Here is a 23,022-nt window from a genome sequence, read left to right as displayed (position 1 = left end):
GCTTACAGGTCGGCCGGGCCGGCCAGGTGACCGGAGACGGCGGTGGCGGCGGCGACGGCCGGGGACACGAGGTGCGTGCGCCCGCCCTTGCCTTGGCGGCCCTCGAAGTTGCGGTTCGAGGTCGAGGCGGCCCTCTGGCCGGGCGTGAGCTGGTCGGGGTTCATGCCCAGGCACATCGAGCAGCCCGCGAAGCGCCAGTCGGCGCCCGCTTCGGTGAAGACCTTGTCGAGGCCTTCGGCGATGGCCTGTTCGCGGACCTTGGCCGAGCCGGGCACGACCATCATGTTGACCGAATCGGCGACCTTGCGGCCCTTGATGACCTCGGCGGCGGTGCGCAGGTCCTCGATGCGGCCGTTGGTGCACGAGCCGAGGAAGACCACGTCCACGGGGACCTCGCGCATCGGGGTGCCGGCCTCCAGGCCCATGTACTCCAGGGCGCTCGCGGCGGTGGTGCGCTCGATCGGGTCCTCGAACGAGGCCGGGTCGGGCACGTCGCCGGAGAGCTCGATGCCCTGGCCGGGGTTGGTGCCCCAGGTGACGAACGGGCTCAGGGAGGCCGCGTCGATCACGATCTCCTTGTCGAAGACGGCGTCCTCGTCGGTGGTCAGGCCCTTCCAGTACTCGACGGCGGCGTCCCAGTCCTCGCCCTTGGGGGCGTGGGCGCGGCCTTCGACGTAGGCGAAGGTCTTCTCGTCGGGCGCGATGAGGCCGGCCTTGGCGCCCCACTCGATCGACATGTTGCAGACCGTCATCCGGCCCTCCATCGAGAGCTCCTCGATGGCCTGGCCGCGGTACTCGACGATGTGGCCCTTGCCGCCGCCGGTGCCGGTGATGGAGATGATCTTGAGGATCAGGTCCTTGGCCGAGACGCCTTCGGGCAGCGAGCCGTTGACGGTGACGGCCATGTACTTCGGCTTGGCCTGCGGCAGGGTCTGGGTGGCGAGCACGTGCTCGACCTCGCTGGTGCCGATGCCGAACGCGATGGACCCGAACGCGCCGTGGGTGGAGGTGTGCGAGTCGCCGCAGACGACCGTCATGCCCGGCTGGGTGAGTCCCAGCTGCGGTCCCACGACGTGGACCACGCCCTGCTCGGCGTCGCCGAGCGAGTGGATGCGGACCCCGAACTCCTCGCAGTTGGCGCGGAGCGTCTCGATCTGCTTGCGGCTGGTCGGGTCGGCGATGGTGAAGAGGTTGTCAGTGGGCGTGTTGTGGTCCTCGGTCGCGATCGTCAGATCGGTCCGGCGGACCTTGCGCCCGGCCTGCCGCAGCCCGTCGAAGGCCTGCGGGCTGGTCACCTCATGGAGGAGGTGCAGGTCGATGTAGAGCAGGTCCGGCTGGTTCCCGCCGGTGCGGACCACGTGGGCGTCCCAGACCTTCTCGGCGAGGGTGCGCGGCCGCGTCCCCTCGGTTTCTTGTGGTGTACGTGACATCTCTGTTCCCAGTCGTTGGACTTCTCGAATAATGGGAGGTAATGTTCAGCTCGTGAGAACGAATACTATCAGCGGAGTGGGCGTCCTCGACAAGGCGGTGCTCATCCTCACTGCGTGCACCAACGGCGCCAGCCTGGCTGAGCTCGTGCACGAGACGGGATTGCCCAGGGCCACGGCCCACCGCCTCGCGCAGGCACTCGAAGCCCACGAGATGCTGCAACGCGACCACGAAGGGCGCTGGAGGCCCGGCCCGAAACTCGGCGAGCTCGCCGGGTCGACGGCCGACGTGCTCCTGAGCGCCGCCGAGCCGGTCCTGAACCTACTGCGGGACCAGACGGGTGAGTCCACCCAGCTGTACCGCAGGCGAGCCGACGAGCGCGTGTGCGTCTCGGCCGCCGAACGCGCCTCCGGGCTGCGCGACACCGTACCCGTAGGCGCCGCCCTGCCGATGACGGCCGGTTCGGGCGCTCAGGTGCTCCTCGCGTGGGAGCCCCCCGAAGGCATCCTGCCCCTGCTCCCCAAGTGCCGCTTCTCGTCCAAGACCCTCGCCGAGGTCCGCCGCCGCGGCTTCGCGCAGTCGGTGGCCGAACGCGAACCCGGCGTCGTCAGCGTGTCGGCCCCGGTGCGCGACAAGACCGGCCGCGTCGTGGCGGCCATCTCGGTCTCAGGTCCCATAGAGCGCCTGGGAAGGCGCCCTGGCGACCGCCTCGGCATGGCGGTCATCCGCGCCGGGCAGAAGCTCTCCGGACTCTAGGGGGTGCCCGGCGAATCCGGGCGAGGCGATATCCGAGTCCGTTCGTTCGCTCGCAAGGCGGAGGGGCCTCCGGATACCGGTGTTGTATCTGGAGGCCCCGACAACGCAGCGAGCGGGCGAACGGGCCGGATAGCGGCCGGCTGGATTCGCCGGGCACCCCCTAGCCGCATATCCCCAAGTCCGTTTCGGCCCGGCAGCGTTGCCGGGCCGCCTTCTTTGTCTGGAAACGCCGCGGCCCCGCTCCGTGTGCGGAGCGGGGCCGTTGTCTGCGGTCAGTTGAGTGCGCCTACGGCCGCTTCGATCTCGGTGCGGAGGGTCGGGCCCTCCACGAGGTGCTTGACCTGTTCGATGACGGGGGCGAGGAACTGGTCGGGGCCGGGCTTGCCCGCTATCGGGGCCACCGCGGCGATCGCGGCGCGGGCGGCCGGGGACGGGATGAGCGGCTGGCGCAGCTGGAGGCCCTGGACGCTCGCGAGGAGTTCGACCGCCAAGAGGGCGCCGAGGTTGTCGAGGATCGTGCGCAGCTTGCAGCCGGCGGCCCAACCCATCGAGACGTGGTCCTCCTGCATGCCCGAGGTGGGCACCGAGTCCACCGAGGCGGGCGCGGCCAGGCGGCGGTTCTCGGCCACGATCCCCGCGGCCGTGTACTGGGCGATCATGAGCCCGGAGTTGACGCCCGGGTCGGGGCTGAGGAACGCGGGCAGGCCCCTCGAGCGGGTCACGTCCAGCAGGCGGTCCACGCGGCGCTCGGAGATCGAGCCCACGTCGGCCGCGGCGATCCCGAGGAAGTCCGCGGCGTAGGCCAGCGGCGCGCCGTGGAAGTTGCCGGTCGACTCCACGCGGCCGTCGAGCAGCACCACCGGGTTGTCCACCACCGAGAGCAGTTCGCGGGCGGCCACGGTCTCGGCGTAGCCGAGCACATCGCGGGCCGCTCCGGCGACCTGCGGGGCGCAGCGCATCGAGTAGGCGTCCTGCACCGCGTGCGCGAGGTCGTTGCGATGGGAATCCATGACCTCGGAGTCCTGGAGCAGCAGGTGGATGTTCGCGGCGCTGTCGGCCTGGCCCGGCTGCGGGCGGATCTCGTGGAGCTCGGGCTGGAACGGGCGGTCCGAACCGAGCATGGCCTCATTGGACAGTGCGGCGCACACGTCGGCCATCGTCAGCAGGTGCCGCAGGTCGGCCACCGCGAGCAGCAGCATCCCGAGCATCCCGTCGGTGCCGTTGATGAGCGCCAAGCCCTCCTTGGAGGACAACGTGATCGGGGCCAGGCCCGCGGCTTCGAGCACCGGCCCGGCCTCGACGCGCGAGCCGTCCTCGGCCCGCACCCAGCCTTCGCCCAGCAGCACCATCGCGCAGTGCGCGAGCGGCGCGAGGTCCCCTGAGGCGCCGAGCGAACCGTGCCGCGGGACCCAAGGGGTGACGTCGGCGTTGAGCAGCGCCGCGAGCGCGTCGGCGACCTCGGGCCGGACCCCCGAGCGCCCCAAGGCGAGCGAGCGCAGACGCAGGAGCATCATCGCGCGCACCACTTCGACCGGCATCGGGTCGCCGACCCCGGCCGCGTGCGAGCGGATCAACGCGTGCTGGAGCTCGGCGCGGCGCTCGGGCTCCACGAACGTGTTGGCCAGGGCCCCGAACCCGGTCGAGACGCCGTAGACCGGGCGACCCTCGCGCTCGATCGCGTCCACGACCTCGCGGCTCCTCGCCATTGCCTCGCGGGCCTCGGGCGCGATCGCGACCCGGGCGCGTGAACGCGCCACCGCGAGGACCTCGTCCGGAGTGACCGGAATCGGTTTGATGTGGACAGTCGACATGGGATCTCCTCAGTGCACCTGATTGCCGCCGTGTACGACGGCCTCGATCAACGGCGTCCCCGGCCGGTAGGCCAGATGGACGTACGAGGGGGCGCGCAGCAGCGCGAGGTCGGCCCGCGCCCCGACCGCGACGCGGCCGACGTCGGTGCGGCGCAGCGCGGCCGCGCCTCCGGCGGTGGCGGCGGTCAGCGCCTCGGCGGGCGTCATGCCCATCTCCCGCACCGCGAGCGCGATGCAGAAGGCCATGCTGCTGGTGAAGGACGAACCGGGATTGCAGTCGGTGGCGAGCGCGACCGTGACCCCGGCGTCGATGAGGCGCCGCGCGTCCGGATACGGGGAGCGGGTCGAGAACTCGGCCCCCGGCAGGAGCGTGGCCACAGTGGAGCCTGAGGCGAGGGCGTCCACGTCGGCGTCCGACAGGTGCGTGCAGTGGTCGGCCGAGGCGGCGTCGAGTTCGACCGCGAGGCGCACGCCGGGGCCCTCGGTGAGCTGGTTGGCGTGGACGCGCAGTTCGAGCCCGGCCGCGGCGCTCGCGGTGAGCACGGCGCGGGCCTGGTCGCCGTCGAAGGCGCCCCGCTCGCAGAACACGTCGGCCCACTTGGCGTGCGGGGCGCACGCGTCGAGCATCGGGCCGCAGGCGAGGGCGGTGTACTCGTCGGGGTCGGCGCCCGCGGGGACGGTGTGCGCGCCGAGATAGGTGGTCTCGGGCGTGAACTCGGCGGCGATGCGCAGGGAGCGGGCCTCGTCGGCCACGGTGAGGCCGTAGCCGGACTTGATCTCCACTGTGGTCGTGCCCTGGCGGCGCATCTCCTCGGTGAGGCGGGCGACGTTGGCGCGCAAGGCCTCGTCGTCGGCGTCGCGCGTGGCGGCGACGGTGGTGCGGATGCCGCCGCCGGTGTAGGGTTCCCCGGCCATGCGGGCGGCGAACTCGGCGGAGCGGTCGCCCGCGAAGACCAGGTGGGCGTGGCTGTCGACGAAACCGGGGATCACGGCGCGCCCGCCCGCGTCCAGCCGCTCGTCGGCGGCCGGGGCCCCGGCGCTGGGGCCGATCCAGGCGATGCGGTCGCCTTCGCACACCACGGCCGCGTCATTGAGCACGCGGTCCTCGGCGGTGAACAGCTCGCCGATGCGGTCGATGAGCAGACTCATGCCCGCAGCTCCTCAATCGCGGCGCGCAGCTCGGCGCCCGCGTCGATGTAACGGTGGCGTCCATGTTGGACGATGTGGCGGCCGTCCACGATGACGTCGGTCAAATCGCTCGCGGTCGCGGCGTAGACGATGCCGGACGGTGCGATTCCGGCGGTACGGGGCGTACCGAGGGAGGCGGTCACCAGGTCGGCTCGCATGCCTGGAGCGATCGTTCCGGCGTCGGGCCAGCCGAGGCTGTCGTGGCGGGTCAGGGCGTCCATGAGCGCGGCAGGAGTGAAGCGGCCGCGCTCTTCGCTGATGAGCCTCTCGTGCATCTCCAGGCCGCGCGCCTCCTCGAACATGTCCACGATGGCGTTCGAGTCGGTGCCGAGGGAGAGGCGGGCCCCGGCGTCGGCCAGATCGCGGGCCGGGCCGATCCCGTCGGCGAGGTCGCGTTCGGTCGTGGGGCAGAACCCGGCGGTGGCCCCGGCCGCGCCGAGGAGTTCGATGTCACGCTCCGAGAGGTGCGTGGCGTGGACGGCCGTCAGGTCGGGGCCGATGAAGCCGGAGCGTTCGAGCAGTTCGGTGGGGCTGCAACCGTATTCGGCGCGGCAGGCCTCGTTCTCGGCGCGCTGCTCGGAGAGGTGCACGTGGACCGGGCGGCCCTCGGTCGAGCACGAGAAGGCCGCGATCGCCTCGTCGGGGACGGCGCGCACCGAGTGGACCGCGCCGCCGATGCGCGCGTGGGCGGGCGCGTCCAGACGCTCCACACGCGACAGCCAGCCTTCGAGGTCGCCGTCGCCGAAGCGCAGCTGCGGGCCTTCGAGCGGGACCCCGAATCCGCCTGCGAGGTAAAGGGTGTCGAGGAGGGTGATCCGGATCCCCGCGTCGGCGGCGGCCTGCATCAGGGCCTCCCCCATCGCGTTCGGGTCCGCATAGGGGCGCCCGCCCGGGGCGTGGTGGAGGTAGTGGAACTCCCCCACGCACGTGATCCCGGCCAGGGCCATCTCGGCGTAGACCCCGCGGGCGAGGCGGTGATAGGAGTCGGGGTCGAGGCGCTCGGCCAGGAGGTACATGTTGTCGCGCCACGTCCAGAAGGTGCCGCGGCCCTCGTGGGTGCGCCCGCGCAGGGCCCGGTGGAACGCGTGCGAGTGGGCGTTCGCGAAGCCGGGCATCGTGATCCCGTGCAGGATCTCGCCGCGCGGCAGGGCATCGGGGGTGACCGAGACGATCCGGCCGTCGGCGACCTCGATCGCCACGCCCGCGGCCGGGCCGCCCGGAAGCCAGGCGTGCTCGGCCCAGTAGGTCAGCACGCGAGGTCCCGCAGTACGGCCGCCAGCGCTGCTACACCCGCGGCGCAGTCCTCGTCGCTCGCGCCTTCGCCGGGGGCGTGGGAGACGCCGGTCGGGTTGCGCACGAACAGCATCGCGGTCGGCACATGGGAGGCGAGGACTCCGGCGTCGTGCCCGGCCCCGGTCGGGAGGATCGGGGCGCCACCGAGCAGTTCGGCGATCCGGTCGCGCAGGTCGGCGTCGAAGTCGACCACCGGGGTCTCGGACTCCGGCTCGATGGTGAAGCCGGTGCCGTCGCGTTCGGCTCGTTCGGACACTTTGGACTCGAAACCGGACAGGATCTCGTTCAGGACCGCCTCGTCGGGGGCGCGGGCGTCGAGCCACGCGGTGACCTTCGCGGCGATCGCGTTGGTGGCGTTGGGTTCGGCCTCGACACGGCCGATCGTGGCCAGGCCCCCGGCGAGGCGGGCCTCCTTGCGGGCCGCGAGGACGGCGAACGCGAAGGCGAGCATCGGGTCGCGGCGGTCGGGCAGGCGGGTGGTCCCGGCGTGGTCGGCCGCGCCGGTGAAGGTGAGCCGCCAGCGGCCGTGGGGCCAAATCGCGCTGGCGACGCCGACCGGTGCGTCGCCGCCGTCGAGGGCGCGGCCCTGCTCGATGTGCAGTTCCACGAACGCGTGGACGGAGGCGAGGCGTTCGGGGTCGGGTCCGAGTGTGGACGGGTCGGCTCCGGCCGCGCGCATGGCCTCGGCGAGGGTCGTCCCGTCGGGGTCGGTGAGCGATCGGGCGCGTTCGGGGGTGACGACTCCGGCCATGAGGCGCGATCCGAGGCAGGGGACGCCGAAGCGTCCGCCCTCTTCTTCGGTGAAGGCTGCGATGGCGATGGGGCGCTTGGGTTCGGCTCCGGCGGCGCGGAGCTCGTCCACGGCCAGGAACGCCGAGACGATCCCCAGTGGACCGTCGTACGCGCCGCCGTGCGGGACCGAGTCGAAGTGGCTGCCGGTCAGGATCGCTCCCGACTCGGCGGCCTCCCCGGGTTCTGGTTCGGGGTCCCACCAGGCGTAGAGGTTGCCGTTGCGGTCGGTCTCGTAGCGCAGGGCGCGGGACTCGGCTTGGGCGCGGAACCAGTCGCGGCAGGCGAGGTCGGCCGGGGTCCACGAATACCGGAGGTAGCCGCCTCCGGGCCGGCGCCCGATGGGGGCGAGCTCGTCCCAGAGGCGTCGGAACTCTGCGGTGTCCATGCGTTCCCCGTTCTCGGTGTCTTCGAAGTGTCCCAGGCGGTCCCGGTGCCGGTCCGGGAATCGCGGTGAACGCCCGCCGCGGGCCCGCATGGAGCGGGCCCGCGGCGGCGGTCAGGATTCGCGGTTCGGGATCCGGACGCCGTGGTCTTCGGCGACGCGTTCGGCCTCCTCGTATCCGGCGTCCACGTGCCGGATGACGCCCATAGCGGGGTCGTTGGAGAGGACCCGTTCGAGTTTCTGCGCGGCCAGGGCGGTGCCGTCGGCGACGGTGACCTGCCCGGCGTGGATGGACCGGCCGATGCCGACCCCGCCGCCGTGGTGGATCGAGACCCAGCTCGCGCCCGACGCGGTGTTGACGAGGGCGTTGAGCAGGGGCCAGTCCGCGATCGCGTCCGAACCGTCCTTCATGGACTCGGTTTCGCGGTACGGGCTGGCGACCGAGCCGCAGTCGAGGTGGTCGCGTCCGATGGCGAGCGGGGCCTTCAGGGTCCCGTCGGCCACCAGCTCGTTGAAGCGCACCCCGGCGGCGTCCCTCTCGCCGTGGCCGAGCCAGCAGATCCGGGCCGGGAGGCCCTGGAACGCGACGCGGTCGCGGGCGAGCTCGATCCAGCGGTTCAGGGACCGGTTCTCGGGGAACAGGTCGAGCACCGCCTTGTCGGTCGCGGCGATGTCGGCCGGGTCGCCCGAGAGCGCGGCCCACCTGAAGGGGCCCTTGCCTTCGCAGAACAGGGGCCGGATGTAGGCGGGCACGAAGCCGGGGAAGGCGAAGGCGCGCTTGAAACCGCCTTCGAGGGCCTCGCCGCGGATCGAGTTGCCGTAGTCGAAGACCTCGGCCCCCGCGTCGAGGAAGCCGACCATGGCCTCCACGTGGCGGGCCATCGACTCGCGGGCCCGATCGGTGAACGCCTCGGGGTCGGCCTTGGCCAGCTCGGCGGCGTCCGCATAGGACACTCCGGCGGGCACATAGGACAGCGGGTCGTGCGCCGAGGTCTGATCGGTCACGATGTCGACCTCGACGCCGCGGGCGAGGAGCTCGGGGAGGACCTCGGCCGCGTTGCCCACCAGGCCGATCGACTTCGCCACCCCTGCGCGCTTGGCCGCGAGGGCCTGGGCGACCGCGTCGTCCAGGTCCGCTGCGACGGTGTCGAGATAGCGGGTCTGCACGCGCCGTTCGAGCCGTTCGGGGTCGACCTCGACGAGCAGGCACACGCCGTCGTTCATGGTGACCGCGAGCGGCTGCGCGCCGCCCATGCCGCCGCACCCTGCGGTGAGCGTGAGCGTGCCCTTCAGGGTGCCTCCGAAGCGCTTGGCGGCCACGGCCGCGAAGGTCTCGTAGGTGCCCTGGAGGATCCCTTGTGTACCGATGTAGATCCACGACCCGGCCGTCATCTGGCCGTACATGGTCAGACCCAGCGATTCGAGGCGGCGGAACTCGGGCCAGGTGGCCCAGTCGGGCACCAGGTTCGAGTTGGCGATGAGCACGCGCGGGGCCCACTCGTGGGTGCGCATGACCCCGACGGCCCGTCCTGATTGGACGAGCAGCGTCTCGTCCGCTTCGAGCGTCAGGAGGGTCCGCAGGATCGCCTTGAGGTCGTCCCGGCTGCGGGCGGCCTTTCCGGTGCCGCCGTAGACGACCAGGTCCTCTGGCCGCTCGGCGACCGCGGGGTCGAGGTTGTTCTGGAGCATCCGGTAGGCCGCCTCCGTCTGCCAGTTGCGGCAGTGGAGATCGGCGCCGTGTGGTGCGTGCATGTGGCTCCCCGTCACAGGTTTCCGCGCTTCTCCTGCTCCTTCTCCAAGGCCTCGAACAGGGCCTTGAAGTTGCCCTTGCCGAAGCTCAGCGAGCCGTGCCGCTCGATGATCTCGTAGAACATCGTGGGGCGGTCCTGCTGCGGCTTGGTGAAGATCTGGAGCATATAGCCGTCCTCGTCACGGTCCACCAGGACTCGCCGCTTCTGGAGCTCCTCGATCGGGACGCGGACGGTGCCGATGCGTGCGCGCATCTCGGGGTCCTCGTAGTAGGCGTCCGGGGCCTCCAGGAACTCGATGCCCCTCTCGCGCATCGCGTCGACCGCGGCGAGGATGTCGTTGGTGGCCAGCGCGATGTGCTGGACGCCGGGGCCGCCGTAGAACTCCAGGTACTCGTCGATCTGGGACTTCTTCTTGCCTTCGGCGGGCTCGTTGATCGGGAACTTGATCTTGCGGTTGCCGTTGGCCACGACCTTGCTCATGAGCGCGGAGTACTCGGTGGCGATGGCGTCCTCGACGAACTCGACGATGTTGGTGAAGCCCATGACGCGCTCGTAGTAGCCGACCCACTCGCGCATCTTGCCGAGCTCGACGTTGCCGACGATGTGGTCGATCGCCTGGAAGAAGCGCTTCTCGGGCGGGGTGACCATGGGCTCGGCTTTGACGAACCCGGGCAGGAACGGGCCGGTGTACTTCGAGCGGTCGATGAGCACGTTCCGGGTCTCGCCGTAGGTGCCGATGACGGCGCGGCGGATCGTGCCGTGCTCGTCGGTGAGGTCGTGCGGCTCCTCGATCGCGATGGCGCCCTGGGCAATCGCGTGCTTGTAGTTCGCGTCCACATCGGGCACTTCGAGGGCGACCTCGATGACGCCGTCGCCGTGGCGGGCGTAGTGCTCGGAGGCCTCGGACTCGGCGGTGACGCCGCCGGCGAGGACGAACGTGACGCCGCCGGACTTGAGCGCGTACTCGGCGTGCTCGCGGAAGCCCTGCTCGGGGCCGCGGTAGGCGAAGAGGGTCATGCCGAACGCGGTCGAGTAGTAGTGGGCGGCCTGGCGGGCGTTGCCCACGTAGTAGCGCACGTGGTCCCAGCCCTTGATCGGGAAGGCGTCCTGGCGGATGTCGTGCTCCACCTCGCCCACGAGACTCGGGTCGGTCTCGGGGGTGTCGTTGCGGCTGGTGGTGTCGACCATGACGGCCTCCTCGGGTCGCGGACCGGCGCGGCCGGCGGGTCTCGCCGTGCCACGGACTGTGGGCTTGATCATTGTTCAGATTCCGGCACTGGGCAAGCAGACCTCGGAATGCTGCGCAACTTGCGCGAATATGCCAACGAATCGCGGATTAGACTGGACAACATGACCAGTCTCTCGCAGGTCGACGCCCTCGACGCCCGACTCATCGAACTCCTCGACGCCGAACCGCGCATCGGCGTCCTCGAATGCTCCAGGCGCCTTGGCGTCGCGCGCGGCACGGTCCAGGCCCGGCTCGACAAGCTCGCTTCGCGCGGCGTGGTCCGCGACTTCGGCCCGCGGATCGACCCCGCGGCCCTGGGGTACCCCGTGACGGCCTTCGTCACGCTCGAACTGCGCCAGGCCGTGGGCCACGAGAGCGTGGCCCGCGGGCTCGGGCACATCCCGGAGGTCCTGGAGGCCCACACGGTCACCGGCACCGGCGACATGCTCTGCCGGATCGTCGCGCGCACCAACGCCGAGCTGCAAAGCGTGATCGACAGGGTCTTGGCGGCCGACGGCATCCTGCGGGCCTCCACGGTCGTGGCCCTGGTCGAGCAGATCCCCTACCGGACGCTTCCGCTGGTCAAACGCGCCGTCGGGGCCTAGTCGGCCGGGGCGTCGGTCCTGCGGGCGACCACGGTGATCTCGTGGCGGTTGTGGCGGAGCTGGCGGGCGTGCAGGATCTCGTAGGGCCCGGTGAGGATCTCCAGGCAGGCCTTGACCGTGGCGAGGACCTCGCGGGAGCCGGTCTTGAGGGTCACGACCGCCAGAGCGCCGGGCGCGAGGTGCGCGGCGACGCGGACCATGAGCTCGCAGCTGAGCTTGGGGTCCATGCGCATGTCGTTGACGGCCACGTCGAACACGGTGCGGTTGCTGTGGAGGAAGCGCCCGGCGGTGACCTTGAGGTGCTTGATCTGGCCGTCGCGGGCGAGGCGTTCGTCCAGGTCGCCGGGGTCGACGGCCCAGACGCGGAGGCCGCGGCGGCGCAGGATCCGGGTCCAGCCGCCGGGGGCGGCCCCGAGGTCGAGCGCGTTGCCGCCCGCGGGCAGGTCGAGGCCGAACTCGGTGAGCGCCTCTTCGAGTTTGAACTCGGCGCGGGAGATCTGGTCGCGGCTCTTGGAGAGGCGCACGCCGCCGCCGGGCCAGTCGCTGAGGCTGTCGCGGGTCTCGTTGAGGCCCAACAGGATCCCTCGCGGCGTGAGGCAGCAGGAGAGGACGTGGCGGCGGCCGGACCTGGCGACGGCGTACCCGGCGGCGTCGAGCTCGGCGGCGATCGCGCCGAAGACGGCGGCGGGGCCGAACTCGTAGGAGGAGGGGCCGCTGACCCAAACTTGGAGGGCGAGCGAGGGCGGGAGAGCGGCCTCGCGGACGGCCGCGAGGGCGGCCGCGGCGATCCGGTCGAGGTCGGCGTCCGCGTCCAGGAGCGCGACCTCGACCGTCAGGTGGCGCGGGAAGACCAGCGGCGCGGCCTCGCAGCGGTCGGCGACCTCCTGGGCGGAGAGGCTCGGGGCGGTGACGACGGCCATCTCGGGGCCGATGGCCTCCACCTTCGCTTCGGGCCCGAAGTCGAGTTCGAGTTCGCGAATGGCGAGGGGAAGGGACTCTTCGGCCGTCGAGACGACGATGCGCGGGTCTGGGAACACGCGGTGATCCTCCCACAGCGATCGCGCGCACCCGAGCGGGAACGAGGCCCGGGTGCGCGAGGGTCTCAGGCCAGGGCCGGGAGGATCGTGCCGCTCACCTCGCCCAGGCCGATCCGGGTCCCGTTCGGGCCCGGGGCCGTCGCGTTCAGGACCACCGTGTCGCCGTCTTCGAGGAACGTGCGCCTCTCGCCCTCGCCCACGCTCACCGGGTCGCGGCCGCTCCAGGTCAGTTCCAGGAACGAGCCGCGCTGGTCGGCCTCGGGACCCGAGACCGTGCCGGAGGCGTACAGGTCGCCGGTGCGCAGGCTCGCGCCGTTCACCGTCATGTGCGCCAGCATCTGCGCCGGGGTCCAGTACATGCCCGCGAACGGCGGCCGCGAGACCTCGGTCCCGTTCCAGCTCACCGAGATCGAGAGGTCGTAGGCGAACCGCTCGGCCTCCTTGAGGTAGGCGAACGGCTCCGGGTCCTGCACCGGCGCGGTCGTGCGGGCCGGGGCCAGCGCGTCCAGCGGGGTGACCCAGTGCCCGATCGAGGTCGCGAAGGACTTGCCCAGGAACGGCCCGAGCGGCACGTACTCCCAGGCCTGGATGTCGCGCGCCGACCAGTCGTTGACCAGGACCGCGCCGAAGACGTGCTCGGCGAAGTCGTCCGGGCTCACCGGGGTGCCCAGTTCGGTGCCGACGCCGACGACGAAGCCGACCTCGGCTTCGATGTCGAGGCGCGCGCTGGGCCCGAATTCGAGCGGGCCGTCCTTGGTCTTGCGCTGGCCGCTGGGACGCGTGATCGGGGTCCCGGAGGGGACCACGGTCCCGGCGCGGCCGTGGTAGCCGACCGGGAGGTGCTTCCAGTTGGGCAGCAAGGGTTCTGCGTCGGGTCGGAAGAGCCGCCCGAGGTTGGTGGCGTGGTCTTCGGACGCGTAGAAGTCCACATAGTCCGCCACCTGGAACGGCAGGTGCATGCGGGCCTTGGCGACCGGGGTCAGCAGCGTCGCGGACTGGTCGCGGTGGCGGGCGTCGCCGAGGAGTTCGGTGAGCTGGTGGCGCACGAGCCGCCACGCGGGCGGGCCCATGGCCATGAAGCCGCCCAGGTCGTGCTCGTGGAAGGCGGGGCGGATCCACGGCAGGAAGAACGTGCCGGTGGCCAGGGCCCGCAGGTCGAGGATCTGGTCGCCGATGCGCACCCCGATGCGCGGGGCGGGGTCCTTGGCGGTCGAGAAGACGCCGTAGGGCAGGTGGGCGAGGCCGTACGGGCCCGCTTCGGCGCCTTCGACCCAGCTGGTGTCGGTCATGATTGCTCCCCTCGGTGCAGGAGGCCGAGTGCGATGAGGTCGTCGATGGGTTCGTCCACGCTGCACGAGCCGTACGCGGTCCACAGGGCGCGGGGCCGGTGGAGGAACCGCTTGGCGCGGGCGGCGAGGCCTTCGGCGTCGGTGGACGCGAGGGTCTCGGTGACCTGGTCGAGCGAGGCGTTGCTCTCGGCCTCGTCGACTGCGACCAGCACGTTCAGGAAGCCGTGGTGGTCGAAACCGGTCCGCGGGTCGCGGTGGCGCACGGCGTTGTGGAGTCCGGCGGTGAGTTTGAAGTGGAGACCGCCGCGGCGGCAGGCGCGGATCGCGGCCGCGAGCGCCTCGGGCGGCGGGAACGCTTCGGCGGTGAGCCCGCCGGTGCGGAACTTCGGGGTGAAGCCGGTGGGGCGGACCGCTTCGACGGCGGCCTCGTCGAAGGGGATCTCGGCGTAGACCGGGCGGCCCCACGCGGGGGCGTGCTCGGCGAGCCGGTCGAGGGGGTGGCGCGACTCGTAGTGCGCGACGGTGACGCGCGGGTCGAGAGCGGCCACGTCGGCGGGGACGCGTTCGAGGTCGCCGTCGACGATGACGCCGATGCGCAGTTCTTCGCGCGGGTGCAGGTCGCCGAGGCGGGACTGCGGGACCAGGAGCGGTCCGATCATCGGGGCGAACCAGGACTGGCGGTACCCGCGGTGGGCGGGGACGGCCGCTTCGAGGGGCGCGTTTCCTGGTGGGAAGAGCGCCGCGTCGTCGATCAGGCCCCGCAGCACCGCGGGGATCGCTTCAACCATGCCCAGAGCCTAAGGGCGCGCGGCGGCTCGGGTCCACCGGTCCGCGCACGCGGTGCGCGAAGCGGCCCGATGCGTGCGCGCGGGTGCGCGGAGCGGTCGAAATCGAACGGCGGGACGGTTATCCTCGGGGCAGGCTCGGCGACGCTTGCGAGCCGCAAATTGGTATAGCCACCGCGTCAGGGGCCACACCCTCGGCCCGCGCGCGAACCGACGAAGGAGTCGACGTGCCGTTCTACCGTTCGGTCGGGCAGATCCCCGACAAGCGACACACGCAGTTTCGCCAAGGCGACGGAAGCCTGTACTCCGAGGAGCTGATGGGCCAGGAGGGGTTCTCCTCCGACTCCTCGCTGCTCTACCACCGCTTCGCTCCCACCGCGATCAGCTCCAGCACCGAGCACCGGCCCGAGAGGGCCGAGCCGGTGGCGAACCACCCGCTCAAGCCGCGGCACTTCCGCACCCACAAGCTCGACGCCGCCGGGGACGCGATCTTCGGACGCAACCACCTGCTGTCCAATTCGGACTGTCGCATTTCCTATGCGGTCGCCGACCGTCCTTCGCCGCTGTACCGCAACGCGATCGGCGACGAATGCATCTACGTCGAAGCCGGTTCGGCCACTGTGGAGACCTCGTTCGGGGCGATCGACATCTCGAGCGGCGACTACCTGATCATGCCGATGTCCACGATCTACCGGGTGGTCCCGACCGGCGACGAGCCGCTGCGGACCCTCGTCGTCGAGTCCACCGGGCACATCACCCCGCCCAAGCGGTACCTGTCGGTGCGCGGCCAGTTCCTGGAGCACTCCCCGTACTGCGAGCGCGACCTGCGCAGCCCCACCGAGCCGCTGCTGGTCGAGGGCGAGGACGTGGAGGTGTACGTCCAGCACCGCGGGCGCGGCTCGGCGACCCTGTGGACGAAGTTCACCTACGCGCACCACCCGTTCGACGTCGTCGGCTGGGACGGGTGCCTGTACCCGTGGGTGTTCTCGATCCACGACTACGAGCCGATCACCGGCCGCATCCACCAGCCCCCGCCCGCGCACCAGGTGTTCCAGGGCCCGAACTTCGTGATCTGCAACTTCGTGCCGCGCAAAGTGGACTACCACCCGGACGCGATCCCGGTGCCCTACAACCACCACAACGTCGACTCCGACGAGGTCATGTTCTACTGCGGCGGCGACTACGAGGCCCGCCGCGGCTCGGGCATCGAGCAGGGCTCGATCTCCCTCCACCCCTCCGGCTTCACCCACGGCCCCCAGCCGGGCGCCGCCGAACGCTCCATCGGCGCCGAAGCCTTCGACGAACTCGCCGTCATGGTCGACACCTTCCGCCCCCTCGAACTCTGCCAAAGCGCCCTCGACGCCGAAGACCCCGAATACGCCTGGACCTGGAACCGCTAGGCACCGGTGCCCGGCCGCAATCACACTGGCGGCCGGGCATCGCCCGCGGTTAAGGTGAGGCGGCCGACCGCGGGACTCAGGTGCGATTTCCGGATCCGTTTTGTAAGCGTCAGTTCGCCTTCGCTCCATCATTCCCCGGTCGGCGCCCCGTTCCCCTCACCCCGAGAGCCCCGTCATGGACACCGCCGCCGACCGCGTCGCCGCCGAGGACACGCTGCTGTTCGTCAACGCCGCGATCACCTCGACCGGCCAGCGCGAGTTCCATTCGGGCGACGGCCTCCAGCAGTGGTCGATCGAGTTCCTGCACGAGTACATGCGGGTGAACTACCGGGACCTGTACGCGGCGACGCTCGCGCTCGGCGTCAACGACTTCAACGCGGCCGCGATCATCGCCGCGCTGCTGCACTCGGGCCGCGAGGCGACTGCTGCGCAGCGCGAACGCGAAGGCCGCCTCATCCGCGTCACGCTGCGAAGGATGGCGCCGCAGCGGGTGTACCGGCTGTTCACCGCGTTGCAGCGGGAGGGCGTCAACAACCGGCGGACCCGGGCGGTGATGCGCGAATGGCTCCGGGGCCGCGAGCATCTGGCGTTCGAGGCCGTGAAGTACCGGGCCGGGTTCAAGCGGGCGGTGCGGCACGCGCACCTGGCCGTGGACGGCTTCGGCGGGTCCGAGGGCGCCGAGTTGGAGCGGTTCCTGTTCGCGCCCATGTCGGTCGGCCGGTACGCCACGCCGTTGTTCGAGACTTGGCGGCGCGCGCACTTCGACCGGTCGGCGGTGTTTGAGCTGCCGTACACGGTGGCCGAGGGACTGGCCGCGAAGCACCGGATCACGCGGGCCGAGTTCTTGAAGCGGATCGAACCGCGGCTCACTCGGGGTGAACGGTTGCGGCTTCAGCGCAGCGCGCTCCGCACCGGTGCGGGCATCGCCGCCGACGAGGCCGATCTGGGTCGGATGCCGTTGACGCGGTTGGCCGCGTATGTGCTGGCACTGCCGGTGCCCGAACGCGAGGAGCGCCGCTCGGAGTTGACCGGCGCGCTTCGCGGTGCCGCGGCCCGCGTCGCGGGCGACCGGGCCGGGACCTGGGGGCCGGTGGCCTCGGTGCTGGACGACAGCTATTCGTCGAGCGGGTCGGACGAGAAGCGGCGCAGGCCGCTGGTGGTGGCGCTCGCGGTGCACTTCCTGCTCGAAAGCCTCTCCGGGGACTATCGACCGCATTGGCTGTCGGAGCGCGAGGACGCGCTGACCGTGGTGCCGCGGGGCGTCACCGCGCTCGGGCAGGGTCTCCTCGACGGGCTCGAGGCCCGACCGGAGCTCGTGGTGGTGGTATCGGACGGGTGGGACAACGCGCCCGCCGGGATGGCCGCCGAAGTGCTGCGCGTGTGGCGCGAGCGGCTCGACCCTGACGGCGCGACGACCGTGGTGCACCTGAACCCGGTGTTCGACGCTGCGGGTCTTCAGGTGCGGTCCTTCGACGCGGCGACGCCGACCGCGGGGATTCGGGACGCGGAGGACCTGCCCGAGCTGGTGGCGTTCGCGCGGTTCGCGGCCGGTCGGGCCGGGCTCGACGAGCTGCGGTCGCACATCGACGCGCGCGTCGAACGGCGGCTCGCCGAGGAGGACGCATGACGCGGTTGACGTTCACGGGCCTCAAGACGCGCCCCGGCCAGGTGTGGGGCGGGATCCGGTTGGTGCCGCTGGTGCGGCCCGAGCCGATCGAGTCGCTGCGGCTGCACCCGGCGGCACGGGATTCCATTGTGTACGAGAAGATGCGCGGCTGCTGGTATGCGCCGCACGGCCTCATCGCCGAATGGACCGGCGACGGCACCGCCGTGCCCGCGTACGGGAGCGCACTCCAGATGGCCGCCAACACGGTGCGGCGTTCGCGGAAGCCGCCGACGAAGCTCGGCCGCCGCACCCGGGTGCGGTTCGTACCGCACCGCGTGGCGCTGGAGTCGTACCTGCCGCTGACGTTCATGTCGCCCGAGATCGCTTGGCCCGCATGGCGACCGGAGGCGTTCAGGCGCGGACTGCCGAATGCTGAGACGCCGCGCCGTACGGGTGAGGACATGACCGGTCTGCGGGAGGCGCTGCGCGTCTTCGAGATCTACCCCGGGCAGTGCGGGGTGCTGGTGTACACCGCCGACGCCCTCGCGGGGGTGCTGGTCACGCCGCATCCCGACGACTACCGGGCGTTGCACGCGACATTGATCGAGGACCACTACAGCGAACTGATCTATCGCTATGCGCTGACGCACCGGGCGGTCGGCGAGTTCGAGGCCCGGATCGACGAGTCGTCGGTGACCACAGTGGAGGAACTGCGGGCACGGGTCGCGACCGCCGAGGCCGAGTGGGCGGCCTTCCACGACGCGACGATGGCGGCCGGGCTGATCGGGGCCGCAAGCCGGTTCCACGAGCAGTATCGGATGGGCGAGTACGCGCTGCACGGGTTCAGGCCCACGGACCTGATGCGTCCGGAAGGCCATGTGGGCGAGGCGATCACGCATGAGGACGGCACGCTCGCCTACCTCCGGTCGTACCGGCTGTCGGAGACGCAGCTTCGCCGCGCCCGGCTGCTCGACGCGCTCGCCGAGCACCAGTGGCACCTGGAGGCGACCGCTGCGTCACTCCGGCTCGAACCCGGGGCGCTCGCCGCGCGCATCCACCAGGCCGGGTTCGGCGAGCTGCTCCAGCAGCACATCGTCGACCACTACCGCGCGGTCCAGGCGTACTAGCCCCGGATGGCCTGGACTCGCTTGACGAAGGCGGGGTTGTCGAGGTCGGTTGGTGGGCGCCATTCGGCCGCTAGGACTTCTCGTTTGTTGGGATTGAGAGTGGCTGTAGGGGTGTGGAAGGCGTAGCGGATGTCGTAGTGGTGGTGGGGGCCTTCGTGTTTGCGGGGGTTGGCGGGGATGGGGTGGATGTCGATGTGGATCGGGGCGGGGTCGGCCAGGTGGAGGTCGGCCGGGGCGATGCCGGTTTCCTCGGCGGCTTCGCGGCGCGCGGCGGCCGGGAGGGTGGGGTCGGCGGGGTCGAGATGGCCGCCGGGCTGGAACCAGCGGCCGATCGCCTTGTGGTGGATGAGGAGCACCTCGCCGGAGGGGTTGAGGACGATCGCCGAGGCCGTGACGTGGCCGGGCATCGTGGCGCGGTCGAAGCCCGCCGGCGAGTCGAGCGCGAGGAGCGGGGCGATCTCGGCGGCGTCGCCTGGCCAGCGTTCGAGATAGGCGTCGAGCTGGTCGCGAAGGTGGGCGATGGTGATGGGCACGGGCGTATTGTGCCAGGCGGCCGGTCCGGCAGGCGGAAGGCGGCGATCCAGGCGCCCGCACCCGCGTCATGGAGGGCCGGGTGGGAACGCACGACGCTCCTGACACCCGAGCACCCAGATGGATGCCGGGTCTCTCAGCCGTGTTCCCTGGCGTGGACCGCGTATAGGCGCACCCCGATCGCGGCCAAGGCGAGGAAGCCCGCGAAGTAAAGCGCACCCGCCGGGTTCTTGTCGCCTTCGCTCATGTAGTCGCCGGTGCGGGCCTTCAGGATGCCGAGGGGGTCGTATTCGACCTCATAGGACGTGGGGCCGTCGTCCCAGGTGTACTCGGCGTCGTAGCCCGAATCCCAGTCGTAGTCATTGTCGTAATCACTGTCGAGGTCGTAGTCGGATTCCCCATCGGTGTCGTACGACTCCTCCGGGGCCGCCGCGGCGAAGGTGACCTCGGCCTCGCCCTGTTCGCAGTCCAATATGTACCTGGTCTCCCAGTGGGTGCCGAACTTGTTCGAGACCTGGTAGGTGTACTCGTCGCTCACCGGGCAGTCTTCGACCACGCCGCGCTGATACATGGCCAGATCGTCCACTGCCGACCATGCCAGGCCGACCGGGAGCGCGAGCGGGACGATGAGGAGGATCGCGGCGCGGTGGCGGAAGCGCTGGATGTCGACCAGGCAGAACACGATGAACCACAGCCCCGCGAGAATCCCTGCGCCCACACCGTATTGGCCGCCGGGCGGGGACAGGTACGCCTGGTACCACAGCGACCAGAAGATCGTGCCGAGCGCGGCCGGGACGAGGGCGAGTTCGACCCACCAGTCGGCGGCGGGAATCCAGCGGGTCATGGGCGCACCGGATAGCGAGGGTTCGCGGGCATGCGTCGACGGTAGCGGCCCTGCGCCACCGGCTCGATTCAGGCCGATTCGCGGACGATGAGTTCGGGGTCGAAGATCACCGACGTGGGCTCGGGCGAGGGCTGGTCGATGCGTTCGAGGAGCAGGCGGACCATCTCGGCGGCCATCGCTTCGAGGGGCTGGCGGATCGTGGTGATCGAAGGGCGGCTGATCCGGGCCGGGGCGCTGTCGTCGAAGCCGACCACGGCCACGTCGCCGGGGACGTCGCGGCCCGCGTCGTGCAGCGCGTGGATCGCGCCCTGCGCCATGAGGTCGCTCGCGGCGAACACCGCGTCCAGGTCGGGCGCGCGGTCGAGCAGGTCCTTCATCGCCAGTTCACCGCTGTCGTAGGTGAATCCGCCCTCGGCGGTGGGCACGAACGCGCAGCCGTGCCGGGCCCAGCCCTCCTCGTAGCCGGCCTGGCGCTCCAGCGACGCGGGGATCTCCAGCGGGCCGCTCACCGCTACCGGCCTTCGCTTGCCCAGGGACGCAAGGTGTTCGGCGGCCATACGTCCGCCTTCGCGATGCGCGAGGTCCACATAGCTCACCGGTGCCGGGCGCGCGGGCCGCGCGAAGCGGACCGAGGGGCGCCCGACCCCGGCGAGGAGTTCGGGGAGCCGCTCGTCGGGGTAGGTCGAGATGAGCAGCGCGCCGTCGGCGTTGCCCTGCTTGAAGTACGCGGTGATCGCCACGTCGTCGGCCTCGTTCTCGGCGAGCATCAAAGCCGGGAAGATCCCGCGCGGCTTGAGCGCGCCGATGATGCCGGTGAGGAGCCTGCCGAAGAACGGGTCGGTGAGGAACTGTCCAGCATGGAGGCTGTCGGAGAGGTTCGTGCCCGCCACGACCACGCCCACGGCCTCGCTGCGGCGGGTCACCAGCGACCGCGCGGCGCGGTTCGGCACGTAGCCGGTGGCCTCGACCGCGCGGAACACGACCTCCTGGATCTCGGGGGCCACGTTGCGCGTCTGGTTGACGACGCGCGAGACCGTCGCCCGGGAGACCCCGGCGACGCGGGCCACGTCCTCAAGCGTGGGAGAGGGATCAGCGCTCATCGCCAAGTTATAGCACATTCTTGGAAATCGCTCTCCCATGCGAACGCGGCGAAACCTCCTGCGGTGCCCGAAATTTCGGCCGCATATCAAGATATCGAAGTACTTGACAATCTCGAAATGACCGGTTTAGCATGGCGATATGGGAGAGCGCTCTCCCATATGTACCAAGAATTTCCCGACAGAAGCTCATCGTTCCGATCCTCCTTGGAGGCGCACATGCAGGAACAACTCCCAACCCCCGGCCGCGGCGTCGGCCGCCGCGTCGCCCTCGGCGGGGCCGCTGCCGCCGCCGTCACCGCGGGCCTCGGCCTCGGCGGCGTGATCGCCCAAGCCCAGGAAGCAGACGCGGACGACTGCGCCGCGCACCCGGGCATGCTCGACCCCACCGACGCGTTCGACCCCGACCTCGGCCCGAACACCCTGGTGTTCTCCGAGTCCACTCCGGCCGCCGAGATCCAGAGCGCGGTCGACGCCATCACCGACCAGATGCGCACCAACCAGTTCGGCCGCGAACGGCACGCGGTCCTGTTCCGCCCCGGCACCTACAGCGCCGACATCGACCTGCGCTTCTACACCCAGGTCGCCGGTCTCGGGCTCCTCCCGGGCGACACCGTCCTCAACGGACACCTGCGGGTCGAGGCCGACTGGCTCGACCAGGGCGACCCGAACTACAAGGGCAACGCCACGCAGAACTTCTGGCGCTCGGCCGAGAACCTCACCGTCAGAAACCCCGAGGGGCAGATCGCCCGCTGGGCCGTCTCACAGGCCGCGCCGTTCCGGCGCATCGACCTCCAGACGCTCGAAATGCAACTGTGGGACGGCTACGAAGGCTGGGCCTCGGGCGGGTTCTTCGCCGACTCGCGCTTCTCCGGGACCGTGGTCTCCGGCTCCCAGCAGCAGTTCTTCACCCGCAACTCGGTCTTCCAAAGCGGTTGGGCCGGTTCGGTGTGGAACATGGTGTTCGTGGGCGTCCACGGCGCCCCCGCGCACCACTTCCCCGACCCCTCACACACCACAGTGGACACGACTCCGGTGATCCGCGAGAAGCCGTTCCTCTACATCGCCTCGGACGGCGAGTTCCGGGTGTTCAAGCCCGCGATCCGGCGGAACGTCTCGGGCACGAGCTGGGAGGGCGGTTCGCCTGAGGGCAGCTCGATCTCGCTCGCCGAGTTCTACGTGGTGCTGCCGGGCACCAGCGCCGCCACCGTCAACCAGGCGCTGAGCGAGGGCAGGCACCTGCTGTTCACGCCCGGGGTCTACGAGTTCGACCAGACGATCCAGGTGGACGCCCCCGGCACCGTGGTGCTGGGCCTGGGCCTGGCGACCATCATCCCCACCGCCGGGCAGACCGCGATCGCGGTGGCCGATGTGGACGGTGTGGTGCTCGCGGGTCTGCTCATCGACGCGGGCGCCCAGGAGTCGGCCGTGCTGGTGCAGGTCGGGACTCCCGGCTCCTCGACCGACCACGCCGCCGACCCGACCTCGCTGCACGACCTGTTCGCCCGCATCGGCGGCGCGCACCCGGGCGCGGCGCACACGAGTCTGGAGATCAACAGCCGCAACGTGATCACCGACCACCTGTGGCTGTGGCGCGGCGACCACGGCGAGGGCATCGGGTGGGACGTCAACCCCGCCGTCACCGGCATGGTGGTCAACGGGGACGACGTGACCTCCTACGGGCTCTTCGCCGAGCACTACCAGGAGCACCAGGTGGTCTGGGCCGGAGAGCGGGGCCGGACCTACTTCTTCCAGAGCGAGCTGCCCTACGACCCGCCGGACAACGCGACTTGGCGCCCGGCTCCCGCACTCGGCTGGGCCGCGTACAAAGTGGACGACGGGGTGGCCGAGCACGCCCTGTGGGGCGGCGGAGGCTACTCGTTCTTCAACGTCAACCCCGGCGTGATCTGCGACCGCGCCTTCGAAGCGCCCGAACGTGAAGGCGTGCGCTTCACCAGCCTGGTCAGCGTCTCGCTCGGCGGGGTGGGCACCATCCGCCGCGTCATCAACGAGACCGGCGACCAGGTCGACGACTCCGTGTTCACCAGCTACGTGGTGAGCTACCCGTGAAT

At 71.0% G+C, this 23,022-nt stretch carries 19 protein-coding genes; 6 read left to right on the top strand and 13 right to left on the bottom strand.

Annotated features, from left to right (window positions below):
* Positions 1 to 2 precede the first annotated feature (2 nt).
* Positions 3 to 1,430, bottom strand: a complete 1,428-nt coding sequence (gene leuC, locus AB0B28_RS08900) for a 3-isopropylmalate dehydratase large subunit (protein WP_360118763.1) — start codon at positions 1,428 to 1,430, stop codon at positions 3 to 5.
* Between the two features lie 67 nt (positions 1,431 to 1,497).
* On the opposite strand from leuC, the gene AB0B28_RS08895 reads away from it, so the two are divergent.
* A complete protein-coding gene (locus tag AB0B28_RS08895) occupies positions 1,498 to 2,184 on the top strand; it encodes an IclR family transcriptional regulator (RefSeq protein ID WP_360118804.1) in 687 nt (228 codons plus the stop codon).
* Between the two features lie 272 nt (positions 2,185 to 2,456).
* On the opposite strand, the gene hutH is transcribed toward AB0B28_RS08895, so the two are convergent.
* The 6 genes from hutH to hppD form a co-directional block, all read right to left on the bottom strand.
* Positions 2,457 to 3,995: a histidine ammonia-lyase gene (gene hutH, locus AB0B28_RS08890; RefSeq protein ID WP_360118761.1), complete on the bottom strand. Its 1,539-nt coding sequence runs from the start codon at positions 3,993 to 3,995 to the stop codon at positions 2,457 to 2,459.
* A 9-nt stretch (positions 3,996 to 4,004) separates the two neighbouring features.
* Positions 4,005 to 5,144, bottom strand: a complete 1,140-nt coding sequence (gene hutI / locus AB0B28_RS08885) for an imidazolonepropionase (protein ID WP_360118759.1) — start codon at positions 5,142 to 5,144, stop codon at positions 4,005 to 4,007.
* Positions 5,141 to 6,436 (bottom strand): formimidoylglutamate deiminase, encoded by a 1,296-nt coding sequence (locus tag AB0B28_RS08880; protein WP_360118757.1) that lies wholly within the window; start codon positions 6,434 to 6,436, stop codon positions 5,141 to 5,143. Before AB0B28_RS08880 ends, hutI begins: the two co-directional genes overlap by 4 nt.
* On the bottom strand, positions 6,430 to 7,653 hold the full coding sequence (locus AB0B28_RS08875; RefSeq protein WP_360118755.1) for an allantoate amidohydrolase: 1,224 nt from the start codon (positions 7,651 to 7,653) through the stop codon (positions 6,430 to 6,432). The genes AB0B28_RS08880 and AB0B28_RS08875 overlap by 7 nt, the downstream gene beginning before the upstream one ends.
* 111 nt (positions 7,654 to 7,764) lie before the next feature.
* Positions 7,765 to 9,402 carry a urocanate hydratase gene (hutU, locus tag AB0B28_RS08870; protein WP_360118753.1) on the bottom strand — a complete coding sequence of 546 codons (1,638 nt, stop codon included), beginning with the start codon at positions 9,400 to 9,402 and terminating at the stop codon, positions 7,765 to 7,767.
* 11 nt (positions 9,403 to 9,413) lie between these two features.
* Positions 9,414 to 10,589: a 4-hydroxyphenylpyruvate dioxygenase gene (gene hppD, locus AB0B28_RS08865; protein WP_360118751.1), complete on the bottom strand. Its 1,176-nt coding sequence runs from the start codon at positions 10,587 to 10,589 to the stop codon at positions 9,414 to 9,416.
* Positions 10,590 to 10,751: 162 nt separating this feature from the next.
* Between hppD and AB0B28_RS08860 the strand changes: the two genes are divergently transcribed.
* Positions 10,752 to 11,234 carry an Lrp/AsnC family transcriptional regulator gene (locus AB0B28_RS08860; RefSeq protein WP_360118749.1) on the top strand — a complete coding sequence of 161 codons (483 nt, stop codon included), beginning with the start codon at positions 10,752 to 10,754 and terminating at the stop codon, positions 11,232 to 11,234.
* Here AB0B28_RS08860 and AB0B28_RS08855 read toward each other — a convergent pair.
* The 3 genes from AB0B28_RS08855 to AB0B28_RS08845 all read right to left on the bottom strand — a co-directional run bounded on the left by AB0B28_RS08855 (position 11,231) and on the right by AB0B28_RS08845 (position 14,348).
* The gene (locus tag AB0B28_RS08855; RefSeq protein WP_360118747.1) at positions 11,231 to 12,271 is read right to left on the bottom strand and encodes an SAM-dependent methyltransferase; all 1,041 of its coding nucleotides are present in this window, start codon (positions 12,269 to 12,271) and stop codon (positions 11,231 to 11,233) included. The two genes, AB0B28_RS08860 and AB0B28_RS08855, sit on opposite strands and share 4 nt — an antisense overlap.
* 65 nt (positions 12,272 to 12,336) lie before the next feature.
* A complete protein-coding gene (fahA, locus tag AB0B28_RS08850) occupies positions 12,337 to 13,560 on the bottom strand; it encodes a fumarylacetoacetase (RefSeq protein ID WP_360118745.1) in 1,224 nt (407 codons plus the stop codon).
* Positions 13,557 to 14,348, bottom strand: a complete 792-nt coding sequence (locus AB0B28_RS08845; RefSeq protein WP_360118743.1) for a hypothetical protein — start codon at positions 14,346 to 14,348, stop codon at positions 13,557 to 13,559. The genes fahA and AB0B28_RS08845 overlap by 4 nt, the downstream gene beginning before the upstream one ends.
* Positions 14,349 to 14,572: 224 nt before the next feature.
* Here AB0B28_RS08845 and AB0B28_RS08840 point away from each other — a divergent pair, with 224 nt between their 5' ends.
* From AB0B28_RS08840 to AB0B28_RS08830, 3 genes are all read left to right on the top strand, one after another.
* A complete protein-coding gene (locus AB0B28_RS08840) occupies positions 14,573 to 15,745 on the top strand; it encodes a homogentisate 1,2-dioxygenase (protein WP_360118741.1) in 1,173 nt (390 codons plus the stop codon).
* A gap of 175 nt (positions 15,746 to 15,920) precedes the next feature.
* Positions 15,921 to 17,372 (top strand): hypothetical protein, encoded by a 1,452-nt coding sequence (locus AB0B28_RS08835; RefSeq protein WP_360118740.1) that lies wholly within the window; start codon positions 15,921 to 15,923, stop codon positions 17,370 to 17,372.
* Positions 17,369 to 18,478, top strand: a complete 1,110-nt coding sequence (locus tag AB0B28_RS08830) for a hypothetical protein (RefSeq protein WP_360118738.1) — start codon at positions 17,369 to 17,371, stop codon at positions 18,476 to 18,478. Before AB0B28_RS08835 ends, AB0B28_RS08830 begins: the two co-directional genes overlap by 4 nt.
* Here the strand turns inward: AB0B28_RS08830 and AB0B28_RS08825 are convergent.
* The 3 genes from AB0B28_RS08825 to AB0B28_RS08815 form a co-directional block, all read right to left on the bottom strand.
* A complete protein-coding gene (locus AB0B28_RS08825) occupies positions 18,475 to 19,011 on the bottom strand; it encodes an NUDIX domain-containing protein (protein ID WP_360118736.1) in 537 nt (178 codons plus the stop codon). The two genes, AB0B28_RS08830 and AB0B28_RS08825, sit on opposite strands and share 4 nt — an antisense overlap.
* A gap of 134 nt (positions 19,012 to 19,145) precedes the next feature.
* Entirely contained in the window at positions 19,146 to 19,853 is a 708-nt protein-coding gene (locus AB0B28_RS08820; RefSeq protein WP_360118734.1) for a hypothetical protein, read from the bottom strand.
* 68 nt (positions 19,854 to 19,921) lie between these two features.
* Entirely contained in the window at positions 19,922 to 20,953 is a 1,032-nt protein-coding gene (locus AB0B28_RS08815; protein WP_360118732.1) for a LacI family DNA-binding transcriptional regulator, read from the bottom strand.
* Positions 20,954 to 21,169: 216 nt separating this feature from the next.
* Here AB0B28_RS08815 and AB0B28_RS08810 point away from each other — a divergent pair, with 216 nt between their 5' ends.
* Positions 21,170 to 23,020 carry a hypothetical protein gene (locus tag AB0B28_RS08810; protein WP_360118730.1) on the top strand — a complete coding sequence of 617 codons (1,851 nt, stop codon included), beginning with the start codon at positions 21,170 to 21,172 and terminating at the stop codon, positions 23,018 to 23,020.
* The last annotated feature ends 2 nt before the right edge of the window (positions 23,021 to 23,022 follow it).

Origin of the sequence: Glycomyces sp. NPDC046736 (assembly GCF_040645615.1) — a bacterium.
Taxonomy (GTDB): Bacteria; Actinomycetota; Actinomycetes; order Mycobacteriales; family Micromonosporaceae; genus Glycomyces.
This window is presented reverse-complemented; position numbering and strand designations above follow the sequence as displayed.